An 18,017-nucleotide genomic window follows, 5' to 3' on the forward strand; every position below is an offset into this window, starting at 1 on the left:
GCTCAGCGAAGGGTGGTGCCGGCGGCGCTGCCGGTGATCAGGGACAACTCGTCGCGGCGGGGTAGGCCCTCCCAGTCGCCGTGTCCGGCGACCGCGAACGCCCCGAGCGCCACCGCGCGCCGGAGCCGGTCGGTCAGGTCCAGCCCGTCCAGATGCCCGGAAAGATAGCCGGCGGTGAACGCGTCACCCGCACCGACGGTGTCGACGGCGGTGACCGGCACCGCCGGGACGTGCTCCACACCGTCCACGGTGTACGCGCGGACGCCGTCGGCGCCGAGCTTCACCAGCACCGTCGACACGCCCCGCCGGAGCAGGTCGGCGGCGGCGGCGCGCTCGTCGGCCCCGGCCTCGGCGACCAGGTCCAGCTCGTCGGTGGAGGCCACCACGACCGAGGCGTACCCGGCCAGCGGGGTCAGGGTCGCCCGAGCCTCCTCCCGGGACCACAGCCCGGCCCGATAGTTGACGTCCAGGCTGACCGGGATGCCGGACTCGGCCGCGGTGCGGACCGCCCAGCTCACCGCAGCCCGCGCGCCCTCGGACAGGGCCGGGGTGATCCCGCTCAGGTGCAGCAGGCGGGCCCCGGCGGCGAGCGGAGCACGCAGGTCGTCGACGTCGAGCGCCGCGCCCGCCGAACCGGCCCGGAGGTAACGCACCCGGGACACGTCGGCGGTCCGCCGCTCCAGGAACATCACCCCGGGCGGGCGCTGCGGGTCCCGCCGTACGTCGGTGGTGTCGACGCCCTCGGCGCGCAACTGCCGCAGCACGAACTCGCCCAGTTCGTCGTCGCTGACCCGACCGGCCCAGGCCGCCCGGTGACCGAGCCGCGCCACCCCGATGGCCACGTTGGACTCGGCACCGGCCAGGTGCATGGTCAACGGTCCGCCGGCCGCCAGCGGGCCGGACGACCGCAACGACACCAGCGCCTCACCGATGGTGAGCAGATCCCGCCCCCGCTCGCCCATGTCAACGCACCGCGTCGAGGTAGCGGCGGGCGCGGTCACGGAGCGCGTCGAGGTCGCCGCCGGAGGCGGCGTCGCCCACCAGCGGGCCGCCGACGCCGACGGCGATCGCGCCGACCGCCAGGTAGCCGGGCATCTCGGCCAGGCCGACCCCGCCGACCGCGACGAACGGGATGTCCGGGAACGGGTCGCGGAGCGCCTTGAGGTACCCGGGTCCGCCGACCGAGGCCGGGAAGAGCTTGACCACGCTCGCCCCCGACCGCACCGCCGTGTACGCCTCGGTCGGGGTCAGCGCGCCGGCCGCCACCGGCAGGCCCCGCCGGGCCGCCTCGGCGATCGACTCGACCACGGCCGGCGTCACCACGAACTGCGCGCCGGCCGCCGCCACGTCGGCCACGTCGGCCACGGTGAGCACCGTGCCGGCGCCGACGAACGTGTCGGCCGGGGCGTCGGCCCGGATGGCTGCGATGGCATCGAGCGCATTCGGGGTGGTCAGCGCCACCTCCACCGCGCGGACGCCCTCGGCCAGCAGGGCGCTGCCGGCGGCGATGGCGGCGGCGGTGTCGGTGCCCCGGATGATGGCCAGCACCCGGGAACGGGTGAGTTCGGCGGTCAGATCGAAGGTCATGGTCACCACTCCGCGTACGAGCCGTCGGGGTGCCGGAACATCGGGCTGCGCCACGCGTGGCCGCGCTTGTCGGCCGCCCGCACCGCCTGCTCGTCGATCTCGATGCCCAGCCCCGGTGCGGTGAGCCGCTGCACGTACCCGTCGACGAAGGTCAGCGGCTGCTGGTCGACGCAGTAGTCCAGCACCTCGGCACCGAGGTTGTAGTGGATGCCGATGCTCTGCTCCTGGATCAGGTAGTTCGGCGTGGCGAAGCCGACCTGGAGGCAGGCGGCCAGCGCGATCGGCCCGAGCGGGCAGTGCGGGGCGAGCTGCACGTCGAACGTCTCGGCCAGCGCGGCGATCTTGCGTACCTCGGTGATGCCACCGGCGTGCGCGAGGTCCGGCTGGGCGACCGCGATACCGGCCTGGAGCACCGGCAGGAACTCCTGCCGGTTGTACAGCCGCTCCCCGGTGGAGACCGGCGTGCTGGTGGAGCGGACGAACTCGCCGATCAGGTGGGAGTTCTCCGGCACCACCGGCTCCTCCAGGAACAGCGGCCGGAACGGCTCCAGCAGCGGTGCGACCCGGCGGGCGTTGGCCAGGGTGAACCGGCCGTGGAAGTCCACGGCCACGTCCCGCTCGTCGCCGAGCACCTCCCGGGCGGCGGCGACCCGCTGGACCACCGCGTCGAGTTCGGCGACGGAGGCGAGCGGGCTCATCCGCCCGGACGCGTTCATCTTGACCGCGGTCAGGCCGGACTCGACCCGGGCGGCGATGTGGTCCCGGACCTCGTTCGGTTCGTCACCGCCGACCCAGCCGTAGACCCGGATCCGGTCCCGGACGGGCCCACCGAGCAACTGGTGCACGGGCGCACCGTACCGCTTGCCGGCGATGTCCCACAGCGCCTGGTCCAAGCCGGCGACGGCGCTGGCCAGGATCGCCCCGCCGCGATAGAAGGAGCCCTTGGTCATCACCTGCCAGTGGTCCTCGATGCGCAGCGCGTCCTGCCCGACGAGCAGCTCGGAGAGCTGCTCGACGGCGGTGCGGACGGTCTCCGAGCGGCCCTCGCAGGTGGCCTCGCCCCAGCCGACGAGGCCGTCGGTGGTCTCCACCCGGACGAACAGCCAGCGGGGTGCGACGAGGAAGGTCTCGACGCGGGCAATGGTGGTCATGATCGGGTCAGCCCTTCGTCGCACCGGCGGTGAGACCGGAGACCACGTACTTCTGCACGAACAGGGCGATCAGCATGATCGGCAGGGTGACCACCGTGGTCGCCGCCATCAGGCCGCCCCAGTCGATGCTGGCGTACCCGACGAAGTCGAAGATCGCCACCGGCAGGGTCTTCGTGCTCGCACCGGAGAGCACCAGCGCGAACATGAAGTTGTTCCAGGAGAAGATGAAGGACAGGATGCCGGCGGTGGCGATGCCCGGGACGGACAGCGGCAGGGTGATCCGCCGGAACGCGCCGATCGGGGTCAGCCCGTCGACCAGCGCCGCCTCCTCCAACTCCTCCGGCAGGCCGTCGAAGTAGCCCATCATGATGTAGACGATGAGCGGCAGCGAGACGAACATGTGGCTCAGGATCAGCACGCTGAACCCGCCGACCATGCGCAGGTTCGAGAAGACGTAATACCACGGCACCAGCAGCGAGACGCCGGGGATGATCCGGGCCATCAGCACGACCAGCGCCGACTTCTTCATGTTGAAGCGGCTCATCGAGTACGCCGCCGGCACGCCCAGCAGCAACGACAGCGTCGTCGCCGCGAACGCCACCCAGAGGCTGTTGACGATGAACTGGACGTAGTTGGCCTGCTGTAGGACCGTGTTGTAGTTGTCCAGCGTGGGCGTGAAGACCAGTGCCTTGCTGGAGTCGTAGATGTCGACGTTGGTCTTGAACGACGCGGCGACCATCCAGATCAGCGGCGCCACCAGCGACAGCACCACGACGATCAGCGCGACCACCCGGAAGATCTTGAAACCCTTACCCGGTTTCATCGGCCCTCCTCCTTCTTCTTGCGCGCGGTGAGGACCCACATCAGGGCGATGATGAGCAGGAAGAACAGGATCAACACGGTCGACGACAGGCCGTACTCGTTGTAGTCGAAGCTCAGCCCGTACGCGTACACGTTGAGCGTCTCGACCTCGTTGAACGAACCACCGCCGCGCCCCTTGGTGGCGTACAGGATGTCGAAGGTCTTCAGCGCGTCGATACCGCGCAGCAGCACCGCGACGATCACGGTGGGCATCAGCAGCGGCAGGGTGACGTGCCGGAAGCGCTGCCAGGCGCTGGCGCCGTCGATCATCGCGGCTTCCTGCGGCTCGTCGGAGAGCGAGGTGAGCCCGGCGAGCAGGATCAGCACGACCATCGGCGTCCACTGCCAGATGTCGATGAAGATCGTGGTGGGCAGCGCGGTGTGCTGACCGGCGAGCCACGGCTGCGGGCCGATGCCGATCCAGCCGAGCGCCTGGTTGGCCAGGCCGATGTTCGGGTCGAAGATGAGCCGCCACATCATGCCGACCGCGACCGGGGTGGCCACCAGCGGCAGCAGGATGGCGACGCGGACCCACTTCTCGCCCCGGAACGGCCGCCACAGCAGCAGGGCGATCGCCATGCCGAGCACGACCTCGACGAGCAACGCGACGCCGGTGAAGGCACCGGTACGCGCGACGGCGGGCCAGAACCGATCGGTGTCGGTGAGGACGTCGACGTAGTTCCGGAAACCGATGAACTCCGACTCGGCGCGGACCGACCCCGAGGAGTCGGTGAGGCTGAGGTACGCCGTCCAGGCGAGCGGGAAGATGATCAGCGCGGCGACGAAGGCCATGGCCGGGGCCGCGAAGAGCCACTTGCGATGGTCGTTGGCCCAACGCGCCCAACCGGGCGTGTCGGGCATGACAGAGGCGCTACTGGTCGCCCGCTCGGGGGCGCTGACTGCTGACATCAGATCTCCGTGATGGGAAGGCCGGGCGGGGGTGGCGGGGCGATCGGCCCCACCACCCCCGCGCTCGGACCTAGCGGGCCTCGTCGTCCAGGAACTTCTGGAACGCCTCGTGGGCGGTGTCCGCCGAGGCGGCGGCGTCCCGACCGGTGATGGCGTCAACGATCGGCTGACCGACGATCTCCCGGGCCTGCGCCACGCGCTCGACCACGGGCCGGTCGTGACCCACGCCGTTGGCGAGGCTCACGGTGATCGCCTGCGCCATGTCCTCCGGGTAGGTCGAGGTGCCCTCCGGGTTCTCGAAGACGGAGGCGCGGGCGCCGGGGGTACCGGCCTTCTGCTGCTCCAGCGACTGCTCCTTGCCGGCCGCCCACTCGATGAACTTCCAGGCGTTGGTCTGGTTGCCCGAGGCCTCGTTGATCGCCAGGCCCCACGAGGGGATGTTGTACGGCTTGGAGCCGGCGGGACCGGCCGGGAACGGCGCGAACCCGACGTTCTCGGAGACCCGCGACTTGCTCGGGTCGGTGGCGTTCGCGTAGAGCGAGTTGGCCTCCGGGTAGAAGGCGGCCTGGCCCTGGGTGAAGATGGCCATCGCCTCGGACCAGCTCATGTCGGTGCTGATGTTGGCCGGACCCTGCTCGCGCAGCAGCCCGCCGTAGAAGGCGTACGCCTGCTTGGCGGCCTCGCTGTTGACGGCGGAGTTGCCGGCCTCGTCGACGAAGTCGCCGCCGAAGCTGTAGAGGAAGCTGGAGAACTGGGTGACGGCGGCGGCCTTACCGGTCCGGGCCACGAATCCGGCCACGCCCGGGTTGTCCGCCTGGATCTTGGTCGCCTGCGCCTTGAGCTCGTCGAGCGTCTGCGGCGGGGCGCTGAAGCCGGACTTCTCCAGCAGGTCCTTGCGGTAGTAGAGCACCTGCTGCTCGGTGATGATCGGGATGCCCACCACCTTCTCCTCGTAGGTGGTGGCGCTCACCGGGGCGTCCTGGAAGTCGGCGAAGTCGAAGTCCGAGCTGTCCTTGGCCTTGTCGGTCAGGTCGGCCAGGTACCCGTTCTTGGCGAACAGCCGGCCTTCCTGCAGCGGCCGGTACATCATCACGTCGATGTCGTCCGAGCCGGCGTTGAGCTTCACGTTGTACTGGTCCGACAGCTGGTCCTCGCCGAGCTGGGTGACCTCGACCTTGAGACCGGTCTGCTGCTCGAACTCGGGCAGCGCCTTCCGGATGTTCTCGGTCCAGACGTGGTTGACCAGCGTCACGCGCACGGTGTCCGACGCGCCGCTGTCCTCACCACCACCGCCACAGGCGGAGAGGGTCATGGCGGCCACGACCGCCAGAGATGTCCCAACTATTGATCGACGTCCCACGTCCGTCTCTCCTTCTGTCCTGGCCGTCGCCTCGGGGGGACGGGCGCGACCTCGGGCTGTTACATCCGCTTAACGTCCGGATGTTAGGCCGAAAAAGCAGACTTATACAAGGGGGAGACCTAACTGATATGATCCGAGCCGTGAAGGTTCCCTCACCCGGGGTGACACCCGCCCAAACCACCCGGACCGAGAACGGGCTGCACGGCCGTGTCCTCGACCACCTCGGTACGGCCATCTGCGGCGGTGAGCTGACCTCCGGAGCGGTGCTCAACATCGACGACCTGGTGGACCGCTACGCCGTGTCCCGCTCGGTGATCCGGGAGGTCCTCCGGGTGCTGGCGTCGATGGGCTTCATCGAGACCCGCCGCCGGGTCGGCGTCATGATCCGTCCGGCCCACCACTGGAACGTCTTCGATCCCCAGGTGATCCGCTGGCGACTCGCCTCCGTCGGCCGCATCGCCCAGATCCGGTCGATCACCGAGCTGCGGACCGCGGTGGAGCCGCACGCCGCCTGGCTCGCCGCCCACCGGGTCGACCACGACGAGGCCAGCGACCTGGTCGGCCTCGCCGCCAAGCTGTGGGCCGCCGGCAAGGCCGGGGACGAGAAGCGCTTCCTCGACCTCGACATCGAGTTCCACCAGCGGGTGCTGCGCGCCTCCGGCAACGAGATGTTCGTCAAGCTCCAGGACCTGGTCGCCGAGGTCCTCATCGGACGCCACCACTACCACCTGATGCCGCACTACCCCCACGAGCAGGCACTGCAACTACACGCGGACGTCGCCCAGTCGATCCAGCGCCACGACGGCGAGACCGCGCGCGAGGCGATGGTGCAGATCATGGAGCACGCGTTCGAGGAGATGTCCTCGATCTGGGAGCAGCGCACCACCGAGCCGGCCTGACAGGGCCCCGGACCGGCACGATCAGGCAGGCCCGCGTCCGTACGATGCGGGCATGGCGTTGCTGCATCGGGCGGAACTGCGCCCCACCAAACTGGAACTGTTGGCGACGTGGCTGCCCGGCCGCGTCTGGTATCGCGGGGACGCCGACGCCGAGGTGGTACGCGTCGGCGCGTACCGGTTCGACGATCCGGCCGGTGAGGTCGGGATCGAGACCCTGCTGGTACGCGCCGGGACCGGCCCGGTGCACCAGGTGCCGCTCACCTATCGCGGCGAGCCGCTGGCCGGCGCGGAGGACTGGCTGGTCGGCACGATGGAGCACTCGGCGTTGGGCCGGCGGTGGATCTACGACGCCTGCGGCGACCCGGTGTACGCCGCCGCACTCGCCGACGCGGTGCTCGCCGACGCCGGTCAGGCCGAGGAGTACTTCGAGGAGGACGGCGAGCGGCAGGTCCGCCCGCCGAACATGGAGATCGCCAGCGACGCCCCGGCGGCCGAGGTGCCTCCGGTCGGTGCGGTGCGGTCGATCGTGGACGGCGACCTGACCGTGATCGTCACGGACGGCGTCGAACTGACCGTGGTACGCCGTCCGGGCTCGGGCGCGTCGGCGACCGGGGTCGCGTTGATCGGCGCCTGGGACGACGTGAGCGCACCACTGGCGTACGCCGCACCGCGCTGACCACCGCCGATACGGCTTCCCCAGCCAGAGGTGACCCGCTGCATACCGAGTATGCTTCTGCGCCATGTGACCCGCCCCCGACCACCGACGCGTGGCACTCGTCGCCGTGCTCGGCGGTTTCCTGCTCGGCTTCCTCGACTTCGTGTGGATCAAGTACGTGCCGTACCCCTTCGCCAACCTGGGCAACTCCAGCGCGGTGTGGGCGGTGGCCGCGTTCGCCTTCGGGTTCTGGGTCCGCTCCGGCCCGGTCCGCGCGGCCGTCGGTGCCGCCGTCGGGCTCGTCGTCGCGGTGCCCAGCTACTACCTCGCGGCGGCGCTCATCCAGGGCGACGACTGGGCGGTGCTGTGGGCGACCACCTCGCTGACCTGGATGGCGTTCGGGGTACTCGCCGGAGTGGTCTTCGGCGTCGGCGGCGTCTGGGCACGAGGGTCGGGGTGGCGGCGGGTGACCGGCGCGGCGCTGCCCGCCGCCGTGCTGTTCGCCGAGGCGCTGCTCCAGGCGCAACGGATCAACCACCCGAGCTATGGCATCGAACCGCTCTGGAACGCCCTGATCAACGCGGTGCTCGGCGTCCTGGTCGTGGTCCTGGTCGGCCGCACCACCCGGCAGCGACTGGTCGCGCTGGGCACGGCCGTGCCGCTGGCGCTGGCCGGATTCGTGGCGTTCCGGCTGGCGGGCTTCGGCTGACCGCCCGCGTCAGTCGGTGAACGCGGCGAGATCCAGCACGTCCAGGCGCTCCGGATCGGCGATCACGTCGATCTCGACGATGCGTCCGCCCGCGACGGTGAAGGCCATCACCGACAACGGTCGACCGGCGGCGGTCACGACCACCCCGGCCGTGCCGTTGACCAGCGCCGGCCGGGCGAACGGCGAGAACCGGCCGAACGACGTGGCCTCGGCGGCGACGCTGGGGGCGCCCCTGATCACGGTGGTGAAGCGGGCGCGACCGGCACCACCGTCCGACCGCAGCACCACCTCCGGGTGCAGCACGGCGACCAGGGCGTCGAAGTCGCCGTCCCGGGCGGCGCTCAGGAACGCGTCGACCACCTCGCGCTGACGGGCGAGGTCGGTGTCCGGCAGCGGCGACTGCCCACGCACCCGGCGGCGGGCCCGACTGGCCAGTTGACGCGCGGCCGCCGGCGTCCGGTCGATCATCGGAGCGATCTCGTCGAACGGCACCGCGAACATGTCGTGCAGGACGAACGCCAGCCGCTCCGCCGGGCCGAGCGTGTCGAGCACCACCAGCAGCGCCAGCCCCACCGAGTCGGCCAGCACCACGGCGTGCTCCGGGTCGTCGGCTCCCTCCGGGCTGACCAGCGGGTCGGGCACCCGGGCGTCGAGCGGCTCCTCGCCGCGACGCCGACGGGTCCGCAGCGTGTTCAGGCACACCCGCGCCACCACCGTGGTCAGCCAGGCGGGCAGGTTGTCCAGCGCGGCGGCGTCCGTACGGGCCAGGCGCAGCCACGCCTCCTGCACCGCGTCGTCGGCCTCCCCCAGGGAGCCGAGCATCCGGTAGGCCACCGCCCGCAGGTGTGGCCGCTGCTCCTCGAACCGCGCGGCCAGCCAGTCGGACTCGATCATCGTTCGCCCTCCTCCGGGTCCACCCACTCGACCCCGCCGCGCCCGGCGATGTGACGTCGGCCGGTCACAACCGACGTCCGGACGGGGTCGACCCCGGTGAAGCCACGAACGGTAGCCGACCGCACGACGGGCGGTCGCGACGCAGGGAGAGACGATGAACCCACCGATCCTCATCACCGGCGGTACCGGCACCCTGGGCCGCCTGGTCACCCCGCTGCTGCGCGACACCGGCCGGCCGGTACGCGTGCTGAGCCGGCGAGGTGGCCACAGCGTCCCCGGAATCGCGCACGTCCGGGCCGACCTGTTGACCGGCGAGGGCGCGGAGAGGGCGGTGCGCGGCGTCGACACCGTGCTGCACCTGGCCGGTGGCCAGCAGGGCGACGACACGCTGGCCCGTACCCTGGTCGACGCCGCACGGCAGGCGGACGTACGGCATCTGGTCTTCGTCTCGGTCGTCGGCGCGGACCGGCTCCCGCTCGCCTGGATGCGGACCAAGCTGCACGCCGAGGAGACGATCGGCGACTCCGGCCTGCCCTGGACCATCCTGCGGGCCGCGCAACTGCACGACCTGGTGCTGACCATGGCGCAGAAGCTGACCGCCCTGCCGGTGGTGCCGCTGCCCGGTCTGCGGCTGCAGTCGGTGGACGGCCGCGAGGTCGCCGACCGACTCGTCGAACTGACCCTGGGCACCCCGGCTGGTCTGGTGCCCGACATCGTCGGCCCCCAAGTGCACACCACGGGCGAATTGATCCGAGGTTATCTGCGGGCCAGCGGGAAGCGTCGGCTCACCCTGCCGGTCCGCCTGCCAGGTGCGGCGGGACGCGCCTACCGCGACGGGGCGAACCTGACGCTGCGCGGCGCCACCGTCGGCACCCGGACCTGGGAGGCGTTCCTCGCCGAACGGGTCGTCGCCGCGCGGTAGCCGGGCGGGACAGCACGCAGCGCCACCGGTTGGTAACGTGGCGGCGTTCTGCGGTGGTGTCCCTTGGGGAGGGTCGCGTGTGGGCGGACGAGGCGGCCTTGGACGCGACGCAGCGCCGCCTCGACGAGTGGGAGTCCGCCGTCGCCGACCGGGCGCGGCGGGCCCAGTCGCTGGCGGCCCGGGTCGCGGCGCTCACCGGCACCGCGCACAGTCCGGACCGCACCGTCACCGTGACCGTCGACTCGGCCGGGCTCCTGGTCGACCTGCGGCTTGACGACCGCGTACGCCAGCACCCCGCCGCCCACACCGCGCGCCTGATCGTGGCCACCACCCGCGCCGCACACGCGGACCTGCTGCGCCGTGTCGCCGCGACGACCCGCGAGACAGTCGGCGGCGACGACCCGGCGGGACAGGCCGTCGTCGACTCCTACCGGCGGCGGCTGGACGACGGGCGAGGGCACCCGGATGCCGACCGATGAGCCGCTCCGGGTCGACCCGGACGACCTGACCACCCACGCGACGCGCCTCGACCGGCACGCCGACACCCTCGACACCGCCCGACGCGCCGGGCAGCAGGTCCGGCTCGGCACCGACGCGTACGGGCAACTCTGCGCGATCATGCCCACGCTGCTCGACGGCCTGCAACGGGTGTTGGTAGACGGCATCGGCACCGCCACCACCTCGGTCCGCGACACGGCCACCCGCCTGCGCACCGGCGTCGACCACTACCGGGCCGCCGACGCACGCGCCCGACACCGGCTCGACCGGGTGCGGGACCGGCGTGACCGGTAACCCCCTCGTCGCCACCCCGACGCCGGTCGCGCCGAGCGCCTGGGCCGGTGTCTGGATCTGCGAGGACATCGAACTCATCGCCAAGGGGGTACGCGAGGGAAGCTGGATCGACGGCAGCCTCGGCGTGGTCAGCGCCGGCCTGGACGCCCTCGCCTTCGTCTCCGACCCGGTCGGTGCGCTCCTCCAGTACGGTGTCGCCTGGCTCATCGAGCACGTCAAGCCGCTCAGCGAGGCGCTGGACTGGCTGGCGGGCGACCCGGCGCAGATCACCGCACACGCCCAGACCTGGCGCAACGTCGCCGCGTCGCTGCGCGCCGAGGCCACCGGCCTCACCGACGCCGTCCGCACCCAGGTGACCGGCTGGGACGGCAGCGCCGGGCACGCCTACCGCGCCTGGGCCGCCGAGCAGCACCAGGCCGTCACCGGTCTGGCCCAAGGTGCCGAGACCATGGCCGCCATCACCGAGGGCACCGCAGGACTGGTCGCCGCCGTCCGGCTACTGGTCCGCGACGCCATCGCCACCTGCGTCTCCCGCCTCACCGTGTACGCCGCCGAACTCGTCGCCACCGCCGGACTGGCCGCCCCACTGGTGGTCGAACAGGTCACCACGCTTGTCGCGTCCTGGGCGGCCCGGATCGCCAAACTGCTGCGCGGTCTGCTGAACAGCCTCCGGGCGATCATCCCCCACGTCCGCCGCCTCGCCGACCTCATCGACCACCTCAAGCGCGCCCTGAACCGCCTTCGGCGAGAGCCTCCAGCACCTCACACGCCTGACGATCCCAAGCCGACCCGTACGCCAACTGACCCCCGCCAGCCCGACTTCACGAGTCCGGACATCGACCCGAAGAAGATCACGGCGTACGCCATGAACCCTGACCATCCCGTCGGCAAGAACAAGTACCGGGTCATCAACTCCGCCACCGGGCTGGGCCCCGACGACTCGGAGTCGATCCTTCATCAGGTCCGGGACGGCGTTCGGGCCGGCAGCCCACTACCGGGAAAGTCGGATCAGTTCGGCGAGCGATGGAGCGTCGACCTGCCGCTGACAGGTCCGAAAGGAACGATCATCGTCCGCACCGCCTGGATACTCGAGAGCGGCAACACCACGCCCCGCATGGTGACCATCTCGTTCCCTCCGAAGGAAGGATGACCGTTGGACCTGTACGACGTGGTCGAGCTGAGAGAGGCCATCCCGGACGAAAACCTGGCACCGGGGGCGGTCGGCACGATCGTGCACGTCTTCGATCACGTCCCGGTCGCGTACGAGGTGGAGTTCGCCGACTCGGACGGGCGCACGGTCAGCATGGTGACCCTCACCGCCGATCAGATCCGTCAGCTCCACGCCCCGTCCTGACTGCTGACGCTGAGGAGGCGCCTCAGGTCAGGATGATGGGGTTGGTGAGGGCGGCCATCTGGCGGGTGGGGTGGCGGACCTCGACGCGGACGTAGCCGGCCTCGTCCGCCGTGGTGTGCCACTGGATCGTTCCCGTTCCGTCGGCAGACAGCGCCGCACGGTGCACGGTGCCGCGTTCGGTGTGCAGGGTGACGACACCGGAGGGTACGCCGGACACCTGGACGCGTACCGTGACCTGCTCACCGCCGGTGGGGAGGCGTTCGCCGACGGCGGCGACGCGGTCGGCGGTCGACGCCTCGACCTTGAGATGGACGCGTGTCGACTCGGCGAGCCAGCTGCGGCCCTGGCGGAGGCCGGCGAGGATCGCCTCGGTGCTCAGATCCTGCGCGAACACGACGGTGTGCGGTGTGCCGAGCTGGTCGGCGAGGTGGGTGTCGCTGTTGCCGACCGCCGGGCGCCAGCGTCTCCGGTGGACGTCGTGGGCCAGGATGCGTCCCCACTCGGCCAGGGCGGCCTCGTTGTCGGCGTTCCACGGCAGGTCGGAGGCCCAGCGGCCGTTCCACACCTCCACCGCGTCGAACCAGCGGTACGGGTAGGCCGACGTCCCCGAGGGGTACGGCGCGTACGGGTGGGCCAGCACGCACAGTCCGCCGGTGCGGCGTACCCGGTGCAGGTGGCGCTCGATGGTGTCGTCGCGGATGCCGTAGCCGGAGTCGACGTGTTGCTCCGGTGGGAGACCGAGGGCCAGCCAGTGGCCGGTGCGGGTGGTGACCTCCTGCCCGAGGATCACCAGCAGGTCGTCGCCGGAGTGGGGTGGGGCCCACTGCGCGTGGCCACGGACCGTGTCGTGTTCGGTGGTGGCGACGAAGTCCAGCCCGAGCGCACGGGCCGCCGTCGCGAGCTGCGGCACGCTCAAATCCGCGCCCTGGGAGAGCGTCGAGTGCAGGTGACAGTCTCCCCGGTACCAGGCAGGGCCACGGCCCGTCGCCCGAGCGGCCGGAAACCGGGGTGCGGCGTCCGGTCGGGTGACCATGCCCGGCAGCGTACGCGGATCGCGTCCACGCCAGGGGGCACTCCCCCGGTCCGAGGCCCGAGGTACGGGAGCCACCTCCGACCTGGGTAGGAGACGCCGCTCGGACCGACGGCCGCAGGTGGGGCCGCTGGTCGGGCGCTTCCGGGTCGCCGCCCGAACAGCATCAGGACATGACTTCCGCGCTGCCCCTGCGGGCACCCTGGCACCGTCCCCTGTTGGTCTTCGTCTCGGCGATGGCCGTCCTCGCCGTCGTCTGCGCCGTCGGTGTCTTCGCCGATCCCCGGGTCCTGACCGGCGCGCCGATCTGGCTCAAGCCGTTGAAGTTCTCCGTCTCGTTGATGCTGTACGGCGCCACCCTGGCCTGGATGCTCACCCTGTTGCCCCGGCGCAGCCGGGTCGCGGAATGGGCCGGCACCGTCATCGTCGCCATGGGGGTGGTGGAGATGACGATCATCGTCGGGCAGGTGCTGCGCGGCACCACCAGCCACTTCAACGTGAGCAGCCCGCTGAACGCCGCCCTCTGGCAGGCGATGGGGATAGCGATCAACGTGCTGATGGTCGCGCACATAGTCATCGGTGTGGCGGTGCTGCGGCGACCGATCCCCGACCGGGTCGGCCGGTACGCGGTGGGGCTGGGTCTGGGTCTGACGCTGCTCGGCATGCTGACCGCGGTCCCGATGACGATGAACGGCGCGGAATCGGATGTCGCCGGGATCGTCGGGGCGCACAGCGTCGGCGTGCCGGACGGCGGCCCCGGGCTGCCGATCCTGGGCTGGAGCACCACTGGTGGGGACCTGCGGATCCCGCACTTCGTGGGCATGCACGCGTTGCAGGTGCTGCCGGTCCTGGCGCTGCTGCTGGGCCGGTTCCGCGATGAACGGCTGGATCAGCGTGACCAGGTGCGGCTGCTGGTGGTCGCCGGTGCGGCGTACGGCGTGGGGACGCTGCTGCTGGCCTGGCAGGCGCTGCGCGGACAGCCGCTGCTGGATCCGGACGCGCTGACCCTGGGCGCCGCCGCGGCGCTGCTGGTCGCGACCGTGGTGGCCGTCGGTGCGGTGCTCGCGCGGCGACGTCGACCCGAACCGGTGGACGCGCCCGTCGACGGCGGCCCGGAGCAGACCGACACCGCGCGGGTCGAGGTGACGGTGTGACCGGCGCCCTGTTCACGCTGACGTTCGCGCTGGCCGCGCCCTTCTGGGTGCTGATGATCCTGCTGCCGCGCTGGCACATGACCAGCCGGATCATCGCCTCGCCGCTGATCGTGGCACCGGTGCTGGTGATCTACACGGTGCTGGTGCTCCCCGCGCTGGGCGACGTGCTGCCGGCGGTGGCCTCGCCGACCCTGGACGGCATCCGCGACCTGCTGGGCACCGACGACGGTGCGGCGGCGGCCTGGGCGCACATGATCGCGTTCGACCTGTTCGTCGGGGCATGGGCGTGGCGGGACAGCCGGGAGCGGCGGATGCCCGCACTGGTCATGGCGCCGGTGCTGGTGTCGACGATCCTGCTCGGGCCGATCGGGCTGGCCGTCTATCTGGCGGTGCGTACCCGCTGGACACGGCCGATCTCGCCGTCGGACGGCAGGGCCTAGGCTTGGTCACCGTGGGATGGCTGGGACGCTTGTTCGACGCGCGGGACGCCCGCGTGCGGATGGCCCTGGTCATCATCGCGGGCGTCTTCTACCTCTCCTTCGGTGGGCTACACGCCGGTACGCCCACCACCGGGCAGTTGGTCCTCGCGGTGGCCGCGTTCACCGCCGGGCTGCTGCTGTTCCGCCGGCTGGTGGGCAACCTGCTGGTGCAGGTGGCGCTGCTGGCGGTCGCGATCCACGTCATCGGCGACGTGATGATCAACCAGGTGGGCGCCGGGTGGGCGTTGCTGGAGCTGACCGTGCGGGCGCGCCGGACCCGCACGGTCTGGTGGGGCGCCGGCCTGCTGGCCCTGGTCGACCTGACCGGCGTACGGGGCGAACCGGTCGAGTGGCTTCTGGCCGCGGCGTCCGGGCTGGTGGTGGACGTCGGCGTGCCGGTGCTGCTGGGCCTGGTCATCCGGACCACGCAGGAGCTGGGCCGGCAGGCGCAGCAACGCGCCGAGGAGGAGCAGCGACGGCGCGAGTCGGAGAGCCGCGCCGCCCGGGCCGACGAGCGCAGCGCCATCGCGCGGGAGCTGCACGACGTCGTCGCGCACCACGTGGCGTCGATGGTGCTGCGGGTCGGGGTGGCCCGGCACGTGCTGACCGACCTGGATCCACGGGTGGACGAGGTCTTCGACGACGTGCACGGCACCGGCAGCGCCGCCCTGGCCGACCTGCGCCGACTGGTCGCGGTGCTGCGCGACCCGGACGGCGTACGCGGCGACGCGGCACTCACCGCGATCGAACCGTCGGCGGTCCCGGCGGCCATCGGCGCGGCGGTGGACCGGGCCCGTCAGGCCGGGGTGACGGTGGAGGCGGAGGTCGACCCGGCGGTCGCGTCACTCGACGCGGTCCGGGGTCTGGCGGTGCTGCGCCTGACCCAGGAGTCGCTGACCAACGTCGCCAAGCACGCCGGTGCCGCCGCGCTGGCCCGGTTGAGCGTCACCGTGGTCGACGGGGCGGTGCACCTGGAGGTGACGGACAACGGGCGCGGTGCGGTGCCGGCCGTGGTGCCGACGGGCGGCGGCCACGGCATCACCGGGATGCGGGAACGGGTCGAGGTCCTCGGTGGCCACCTGGAGGTCGGACCGACCGGCAGCGGCTGGCGGGTCCGGACGATCCTGCCCGCCACGCCGGACCGTGACGTGCCGCAGGCGAGGGAGGCGTCATGATCCGTGTGCTGCTGGTGGACGACCAGCATCTGATCCGCGCCGGGTTGCGTATGCTCTGCGACGCGCAGCCCGACATCGAGGTGGTCGGTGAGGCCGACAACGGCCGCGAGGCGATCACGATGGCCGCGCGGCTGGTGCCCGACGTGGTGGTGATGGACCTGCGCATGCCGGGGGTCGACGGGATCACCGCGACCAGCCGCATCCTGGCCGACCGGCCCGCCACCCGGGTGCTGGTGCTGACGACGTTCGGCGACGACGACCACCTCTATCCGGCACTCACCGCCGGTGCCTGCGGTTTCCTGCTCAAGGACGCACCGCCCACCGAACTGCTGGACGGCGTCCGGCGGGCCGCCGTCGGCGACAGCCCGTTCAGCCAGGACGTGCTGCGACGCCTGGTGACCCGGGCGGTGCACGCCCGCGCCGAGACACCGGCACCCGTCGACGGCCTGACCACTCGGGAGCAGGACGTGCTGGACCTGGTCGCGGAGGGACTGTCCAACGCGGAGATCGGCGAGCGCCTGCACATCGGTGTGACCACGGTGAAGACCCACATCACCAGCCTGATGACCAAGACCGGCAGCCCCAACCGGGTCCGGCTGGCGCTGTTCGCCCGAGGGCTGTGAGCCCGGCTGTCCCCCGGCCATCGCGGAGGGCGGCTATCCCCCGGCCATCGCGCCCAGGACGATGTACGGCTCCGCGCCGGTGAGTACCGCCTCGGGCAGCGGTGCGTCGGGTGGGGAGTGGGAGAGGTCCTCCTCGCAGGCGTAGAAGCGGACGAAGGCGCGACGTTTGCCGCTGTGCCGATCCCGGATGGTGCCGAGCAGCATCGGGTAGCGCGCCTCCAACGCGTCCAGCACCAGGCGCTGGGTGGCCGGCCCGCCGTCCGGACCGGCCACCTCCAGGCGTACCTCGCCGGTGACCTTGGCAAGGGTCTTCAGGTGGGCCGGGAGGACGACCCGGATCACGGCAACACCTGGACTTCCACGGAGAGCACCGGGGGCAGGTCCCGGACGATCGGCGCCCAGGTGTCGCCGCCGTTCGCCGAGTGGTAGACCTGCCCGCCGGTGGTGCCGACATAGATGCCGCACTCGTCGAGCGTGTCGACCGCCATCGCGTCCCGCAGGACGTTGACGTAGCAGTGGGACTGCGGCAGCCCGTCGGTCAGCGGCTCCCACTCGTCGCCGCCGGTGCGACTGCGGTAGACCCGCAACCGCCCCTCCGGCGGGTAGTGCTCGGAGTCGCTCTTGATCGGTACGACGTAGATCGTCTCCGGCTCGTGCGCGTGCACCGCGATCGGGAATCCGAAGTCCGACGGCAGGTCGCCGCTGATCTCACGCCAGTTCGCACCGGCGTCGTCGCTGCGCATCACGTCCCAGTGCTTCTGCATGAACAGCGTGTCCGGCCGCGACGGGTGCTGGGTGATGTGGTGCACGCAGTGGCCCACCTCGGCGTCGGTGTCGGGGATCTCCCCCGACCGCAGGCCCTTGTTGATCGGCAGCCAGCTCGCGCCCGAGTCGTCGCTGCGAAACGCGCCCGCCGCCGAGATGGCGGTGTAGATCCGACCCGGGTGCACCGGGTCCAGGATGATCGTGTGCAGGCACAGGCCACCCGCACCCGGCTGCCACGACGGGCCGGTCCGGTGGGTCCGCAACGCGGTCAGCTCGGTCCACTTCTGGCCGCCGTCGCCGGAGACGTAGAGGGCGGCATCCTCGGCACCGGCGTACACCGTGTCGGGGTCGTCGCGGGACGGCTCCAGGTGCCAGATCCGCTTGAACTCCCACGGGCGCGGAGTGCCGTCGTACCAGAGGTGCTCGCCGACCTCGCCGGTGTACGCGAAGTCGTTGCCGACGGTGGCCCACGTCCTGCCGCCGTCGTCGGAACGCTGGATCAACTGCCCGAACCAACCGCCGGACTGCGAGGCGTAGAGCCGGTCCGGGTCGGCCGGGGAACCGGTGAGGTGGAAGATCTCCCAACCGCCGAAGTGCGGCCCGTCGACCGTCCAGTCGGCGCGTCGACCGTCCGAGGTGAGCACGAACGCGCCCTTGCGGGTGCCGACCAGCACCCGTACGCCGGTCATCGCGGCTCT

At 71.6% G+C, this 18,017-nt stretch carries 22 protein-coding genes; 12 read left to right on the plus strand and 10 right to left on the minus strand.

Annotation, left to right across the window (positions count from 1 at the left end):
* Positions 1-2 precede the first annotated feature (2 nt).
* The 6 genes from ACIBO1_RS25090 to ACIBO1_RS25115 all read right to left on the minus strand — a co-directional run bounded on the left by ACIBO1_RS25090 (position 3) and on the right by ACIBO1_RS25115 (position 5,820).
* A complete protein-coding gene (locus tag ACIBO1_RS25090; RefSeq protein ID WP_396750591.1) occupies positions 3-962 on the minus strand; it encodes a sugar kinase in 960 nt (319 codons plus the stop codon).
* Position 963: 1 nt separating this feature from the next.
* The gene (locus ACIBO1_RS25095; protein ID WP_396750593.1) at positions 964-1,587 is read right to left on the minus strand and encodes a bifunctional 4-hydroxy-2-oxoglutarate aldolase/2-dehydro-3-deoxy-phosphogluconate aldolase; all 624 of its coding nucleotides are present in this window, start codon (positions 1,585-1,587) and stop codon (positions 964-966) included.
* A gap of 2 nt (positions 1,588-1,589) precedes the next feature.
* A complete protein-coding gene (dgoD, locus tag ACIBO1_RS25100; RefSeq protein WP_396750594.1) occupies positions 1,590-2,738 on the minus strand; it encodes a galactonate dehydratase in 1,149 nt (382 codons plus the stop codon).
* A gap of 7 nt (positions 2,739-2,745) precedes the next feature.
* The gene (locus tag ACIBO1_RS25105; protein ID WP_350694480.1) at positions 2,746-3,561 is read right to left on the minus strand and encodes a carbohydrate ABC transporter permease; all 816 of its coding nucleotides are present in this window, start codon (positions 3,559-3,561) and stop codon (positions 2,746-2,748) included.
* On the minus strand, positions 3,558-4,508 hold the full coding sequence (locus ACIBO1_RS25110; protein WP_396750597.1) for a carbohydrate ABC transporter permease: 951 nt from the start codon (positions 4,506-4,508) through the stop codon (positions 3,558-3,560). Before ACIBO1_RS25110 ends, ACIBO1_RS25105 begins: the two co-directional genes overlap by 4 nt.
* Before the next feature lie 70 nt (positions 4,509-4,578).
* Entirely contained in the window at positions 4,579-5,820 is a 1,242-nt protein-coding gene (locus ACIBO1_RS25115) for an ABC transporter substrate-binding protein (RefSeq protein WP_396750599.1), read from the minus strand.
* Between the two features lie 188 nt (positions 5,821-6,008).
* Here ACIBO1_RS25115 and ACIBO1_RS25120 point away from each other — a divergent pair, with 188 nt between their 5' ends.
* From ACIBO1_RS25120 to ACIBO1_RS25130, 3 genes are all read left to right on the plus strand, one after another.
* Positions 6,009-6,767 (plus strand): FadR/GntR family transcriptional regulator, encoded by a 759-nt coding sequence (locus tag ACIBO1_RS25120; protein ID WP_396750601.1) that lies wholly within the window; start codon positions 6,009-6,011, stop codon positions 6,765-6,767.
* A gap of 52 nt (positions 6,768-6,819) precedes the next feature.
* Entirely contained in the window at positions 6,820-7,443 is a 624-nt protein-coding gene (locus tag ACIBO1_RS25125; RefSeq protein ID WP_396750603.1) for a hypothetical protein, read from the plus strand.
* 91 nt (positions 7,444-7,534) lie between these two features.
* Entirely contained in the window at positions 7,535-8,131 is a 597-nt protein-coding gene (locus ACIBO1_RS25130; RefSeq protein ID WP_396750605.1) for a DUF6518 family protein, read from the plus strand.
* Positions 8,132-8,140: 9 nt separating this feature from the next.
* On the opposite strand, the gene sigJ is transcribed toward ACIBO1_RS25130, so the two are convergent.
* Entirely contained in the window at positions 8,141-9,025 is an 885-nt protein-coding gene (gene sigJ, locus ACIBO1_RS25135) for an RNA polymerase sigma factor SigJ (RefSeq protein WP_396750607.1), read from the minus strand.
* Between the two features lie 154 nt (positions 9,026-9,179).
* Here sigJ and ACIBO1_RS25140 point away from each other — a divergent pair, with 154 nt between their 5' ends.
* The 5 genes from ACIBO1_RS25140 (at position 9,180) to ACIBO1_RS25160 (ending at position 12,093) form a co-directional block, all read left to right on the plus strand.
* Complete coding sequence (locus tag ACIBO1_RS25140; protein ID WP_396750609.1) at positions 9,180-9,947, plus strand: SDR family oxidoreductase; 768 nt, start codon at positions 9,180-9,182, stop codon at positions 9,945-9,947.
* 77 nt (positions 9,948-10,024) lie between these two features.
* Positions 10,025-10,426: a YbaB/EbfC family nucleoid-associated protein gene (locus ACIBO1_RS25145; protein ID WP_396750611.1), complete on the plus strand. Its 402-nt coding sequence runs from the start codon at positions 10,025-10,027 to the stop codon at positions 10,424-10,426.
* Entirely contained in the window at positions 10,413-10,739 is a 327-nt protein-coding gene (locus tag ACIBO1_RS25150; protein ID WP_396750613.1) for a type VII secretion target, read from the plus strand. Before ACIBO1_RS25145 ends, ACIBO1_RS25150 begins: the two co-directional genes overlap by 14 nt.
* The gene (locus ACIBO1_RS25155; protein ID WP_396750615.1) at positions 10,729-11,889 is read left to right on the plus strand and encodes a WXG100 family type VII secretion target; all 1,161 of its coding nucleotides are present in this window, start codon (positions 10,729-10,731) and stop codon (positions 11,887-11,889) included. The genes ACIBO1_RS25150 and ACIBO1_RS25155 overlap by 11 nt, the downstream gene beginning before the upstream one ends.
* 3 nt (positions 11,890-11,892) lie before the next feature.
* Positions 11,893-12,093, plus strand: coding sequence for a DUF4926 domain-containing protein (locus ACIBO1_RS25160; protein ID WP_396750617.1), 201 nt, complete (start codon positions 11,893-11,895; stop codon positions 12,091-12,093).
* 22 nt (positions 12,094-12,115) lie between these two features.
* On the opposite strand, the gene ACIBO1_RS25165 is transcribed toward ACIBO1_RS25160, so the two are convergent.
* The gene (locus tag ACIBO1_RS25165) at positions 12,116-13,126 is read right to left on the minus strand and encodes a CehA/McbA family metallohydrolase (protein WP_396750619.1); all 1,011 of its coding nucleotides are present in this window, start codon (positions 13,124-13,126) and stop codon (positions 12,116-12,118) included.
* 170 nt (positions 13,127-13,296) lie between these two features.
* Between ACIBO1_RS25165 and ACIBO1_RS25170 the strand changes: the two genes are divergently transcribed.
* The 4 genes from ACIBO1_RS25170 to ACIBO1_RS25185 are packed head-to-tail and all read left to right on the plus strand — an operon-like array spanning position 13,297 to position 16,554.
* Positions 13,297-14,277 (plus strand): hypothetical protein, encoded by a 981-nt coding sequence (locus tag ACIBO1_RS25170; RefSeq protein ID WP_396750621.1) that lies wholly within the window; start codon positions 13,297-13,299, stop codon positions 14,275-14,277.
* Positions 14,274-14,717, plus strand: coding sequence for an ABA4-like family protein (locus tag ACIBO1_RS25175; protein WP_396750623.1), 444 nt, complete (start codon positions 14,274-14,276; stop codon positions 14,715-14,717). Before ACIBO1_RS25170 ends, ACIBO1_RS25175 begins: the two co-directional genes overlap by 4 nt.
* 11 nt (positions 14,718-14,728) lie before the next feature.
* Positions 14,729-15,931: a sensor histidine kinase gene (locus ACIBO1_RS25180; protein ID WP_396750625.1), complete on the plus strand. Its 1,203-nt coding sequence runs from the start codon at positions 14,729-14,731 to the stop codon at positions 15,929-15,931.
* Entirely contained in the window at positions 15,928-16,554 is a 627-nt protein-coding gene (locus ACIBO1_RS25185; protein WP_350694505.1) for a response regulator transcription factor, read from the plus strand. The genes ACIBO1_RS25180 and ACIBO1_RS25185 overlap by 4 nt, the downstream gene beginning before the upstream one ends.
* Before the next feature lie 33 nt (positions 16,555-16,587).
* Here ACIBO1_RS25185 and ACIBO1_RS25190 read toward each other — a convergent pair whose 3' ends face one another.
* A complete protein-coding gene (locus ACIBO1_RS25190; RefSeq protein WP_396750628.1) occupies positions 16,588-16,896 on the minus strand; it encodes a MoaD/ThiS family protein in 309 nt (102 codons plus the stop codon).
* Entirely contained in the window at positions 16,893-18,008 is a 1,116-nt protein-coding gene (locus tag ACIBO1_RS25195) for a WD40/YVTN/BNR-like repeat-containing protein (RefSeq protein ID WP_396750630.1), read from the minus strand. The genes ACIBO1_RS25190 and ACIBO1_RS25195 overlap by 4 nt, the downstream gene beginning before the upstream one ends.
* Positions 18,009-18,017: the final 9 nt, after the last annotated feature.

The sequence above is a fragment of the Micromonospora sp. NPDC049903 genome, assembly GCF_044460945.1.
Lineage (GTDB): Bacteria > Actinomycetota > Actinomycetes > Mycobacteriales > Micromonosporaceae > Micromonospora.

Coding starts and splice junctions, on each gene's coding strand:
- ACIBO1_RS25090 (WP_396750591.1), bottom strand. CDS start 962: ATGGGCGAGCGGGGGCGGGATCTGCTCACCATCGGTGAGGCGCTGGTG.
- ACIBO1_RS25095 (WP_396750593.1), bottom strand. CDS start 1,587: ATGACCTTCGATCTGACCGCCGAACTCACCCGTTCCCGGGTGCTGGCC.
- dgoD (WP_396750594.1), bottom strand. CDS start 2,738: ATGACCACCATTGCCCGCGTCGAGACCTTCCTCGTCGCACCCCGCTGG.
- ACIBO1_RS25195 (WP_396750630.1), bottom strand. CDS start 18,008: ATGACCGGCGTACGGGTGCTGGTCGGCACCCGCAAGGGCGCGTTCGTG.
- sigJ (WP_396750607.1), bottom strand. CDS start 9,025: ATGATCGAGTCCGACTGGCTGGCCGCGCGGTTCGAGGAGCAGCGGCCA.
- ACIBO1_RS25140 (WP_396750609.1), top strand. CDS start 9,180: ATGAACCCACCGATCCTCATCACCGGCGGTACCGGCACCCTGGGCCGC.
- ACIBO1_RS25185 (WP_350694505.1), top strand. CDS start 15,928: ATGATCCGTGTGCTGCTGGTGGACGACCAGCATCTGATCCGCGCCGGG.
- ACIBO1_RS25170 (WP_396750621.1), top strand. CDS start 13,297: ATGACTTCCGCGCTGCCCCTGCGGGCACCCTGGCACCGTCCCCTGTTG.
- ACIBO1_RS25150 (WP_396750613.1), top strand. CDS start 10,413: ATGCCGACCGATGAGCCGCTCCGGGTCGACCCGGACGACCTGACCACC.
- ACIBO1_RS25125 (WP_396750603.1), top strand. CDS start 6,820: ATGGCGTTGCTGCATCGGGCGGAACTGCGCCCCACCAAACTGGAACTG.
- ACIBO1_RS25105 (WP_350694480.1), bottom strand. CDS start 3,561: ATGAAACCGGGTAAGGGTTTCAAGATCTTCCGGGTGGTCGCGCTGATC.
- ACIBO1_RS25110 (WP_396750597.1), bottom strand. CDS start 4,508: ATGTCAGCAGTCAGCGCCCCCGAGCGGGCGACCAGTAGCGCCTCTGTC.
- ACIBO1_RS25115 (WP_396750599.1), bottom strand. CDS start 5,820: ATGACCCTCTCCGCCTGTGGCGGTGGTGGTGAGGACAGCGGCGCGTCG.
- ACIBO1_RS25165 (WP_396750619.1), bottom strand. CDS start 13,126: ATGGTCACCCGACCGGACGCCGCACCCCGGTTTCCGGCCGCTCGGGCG.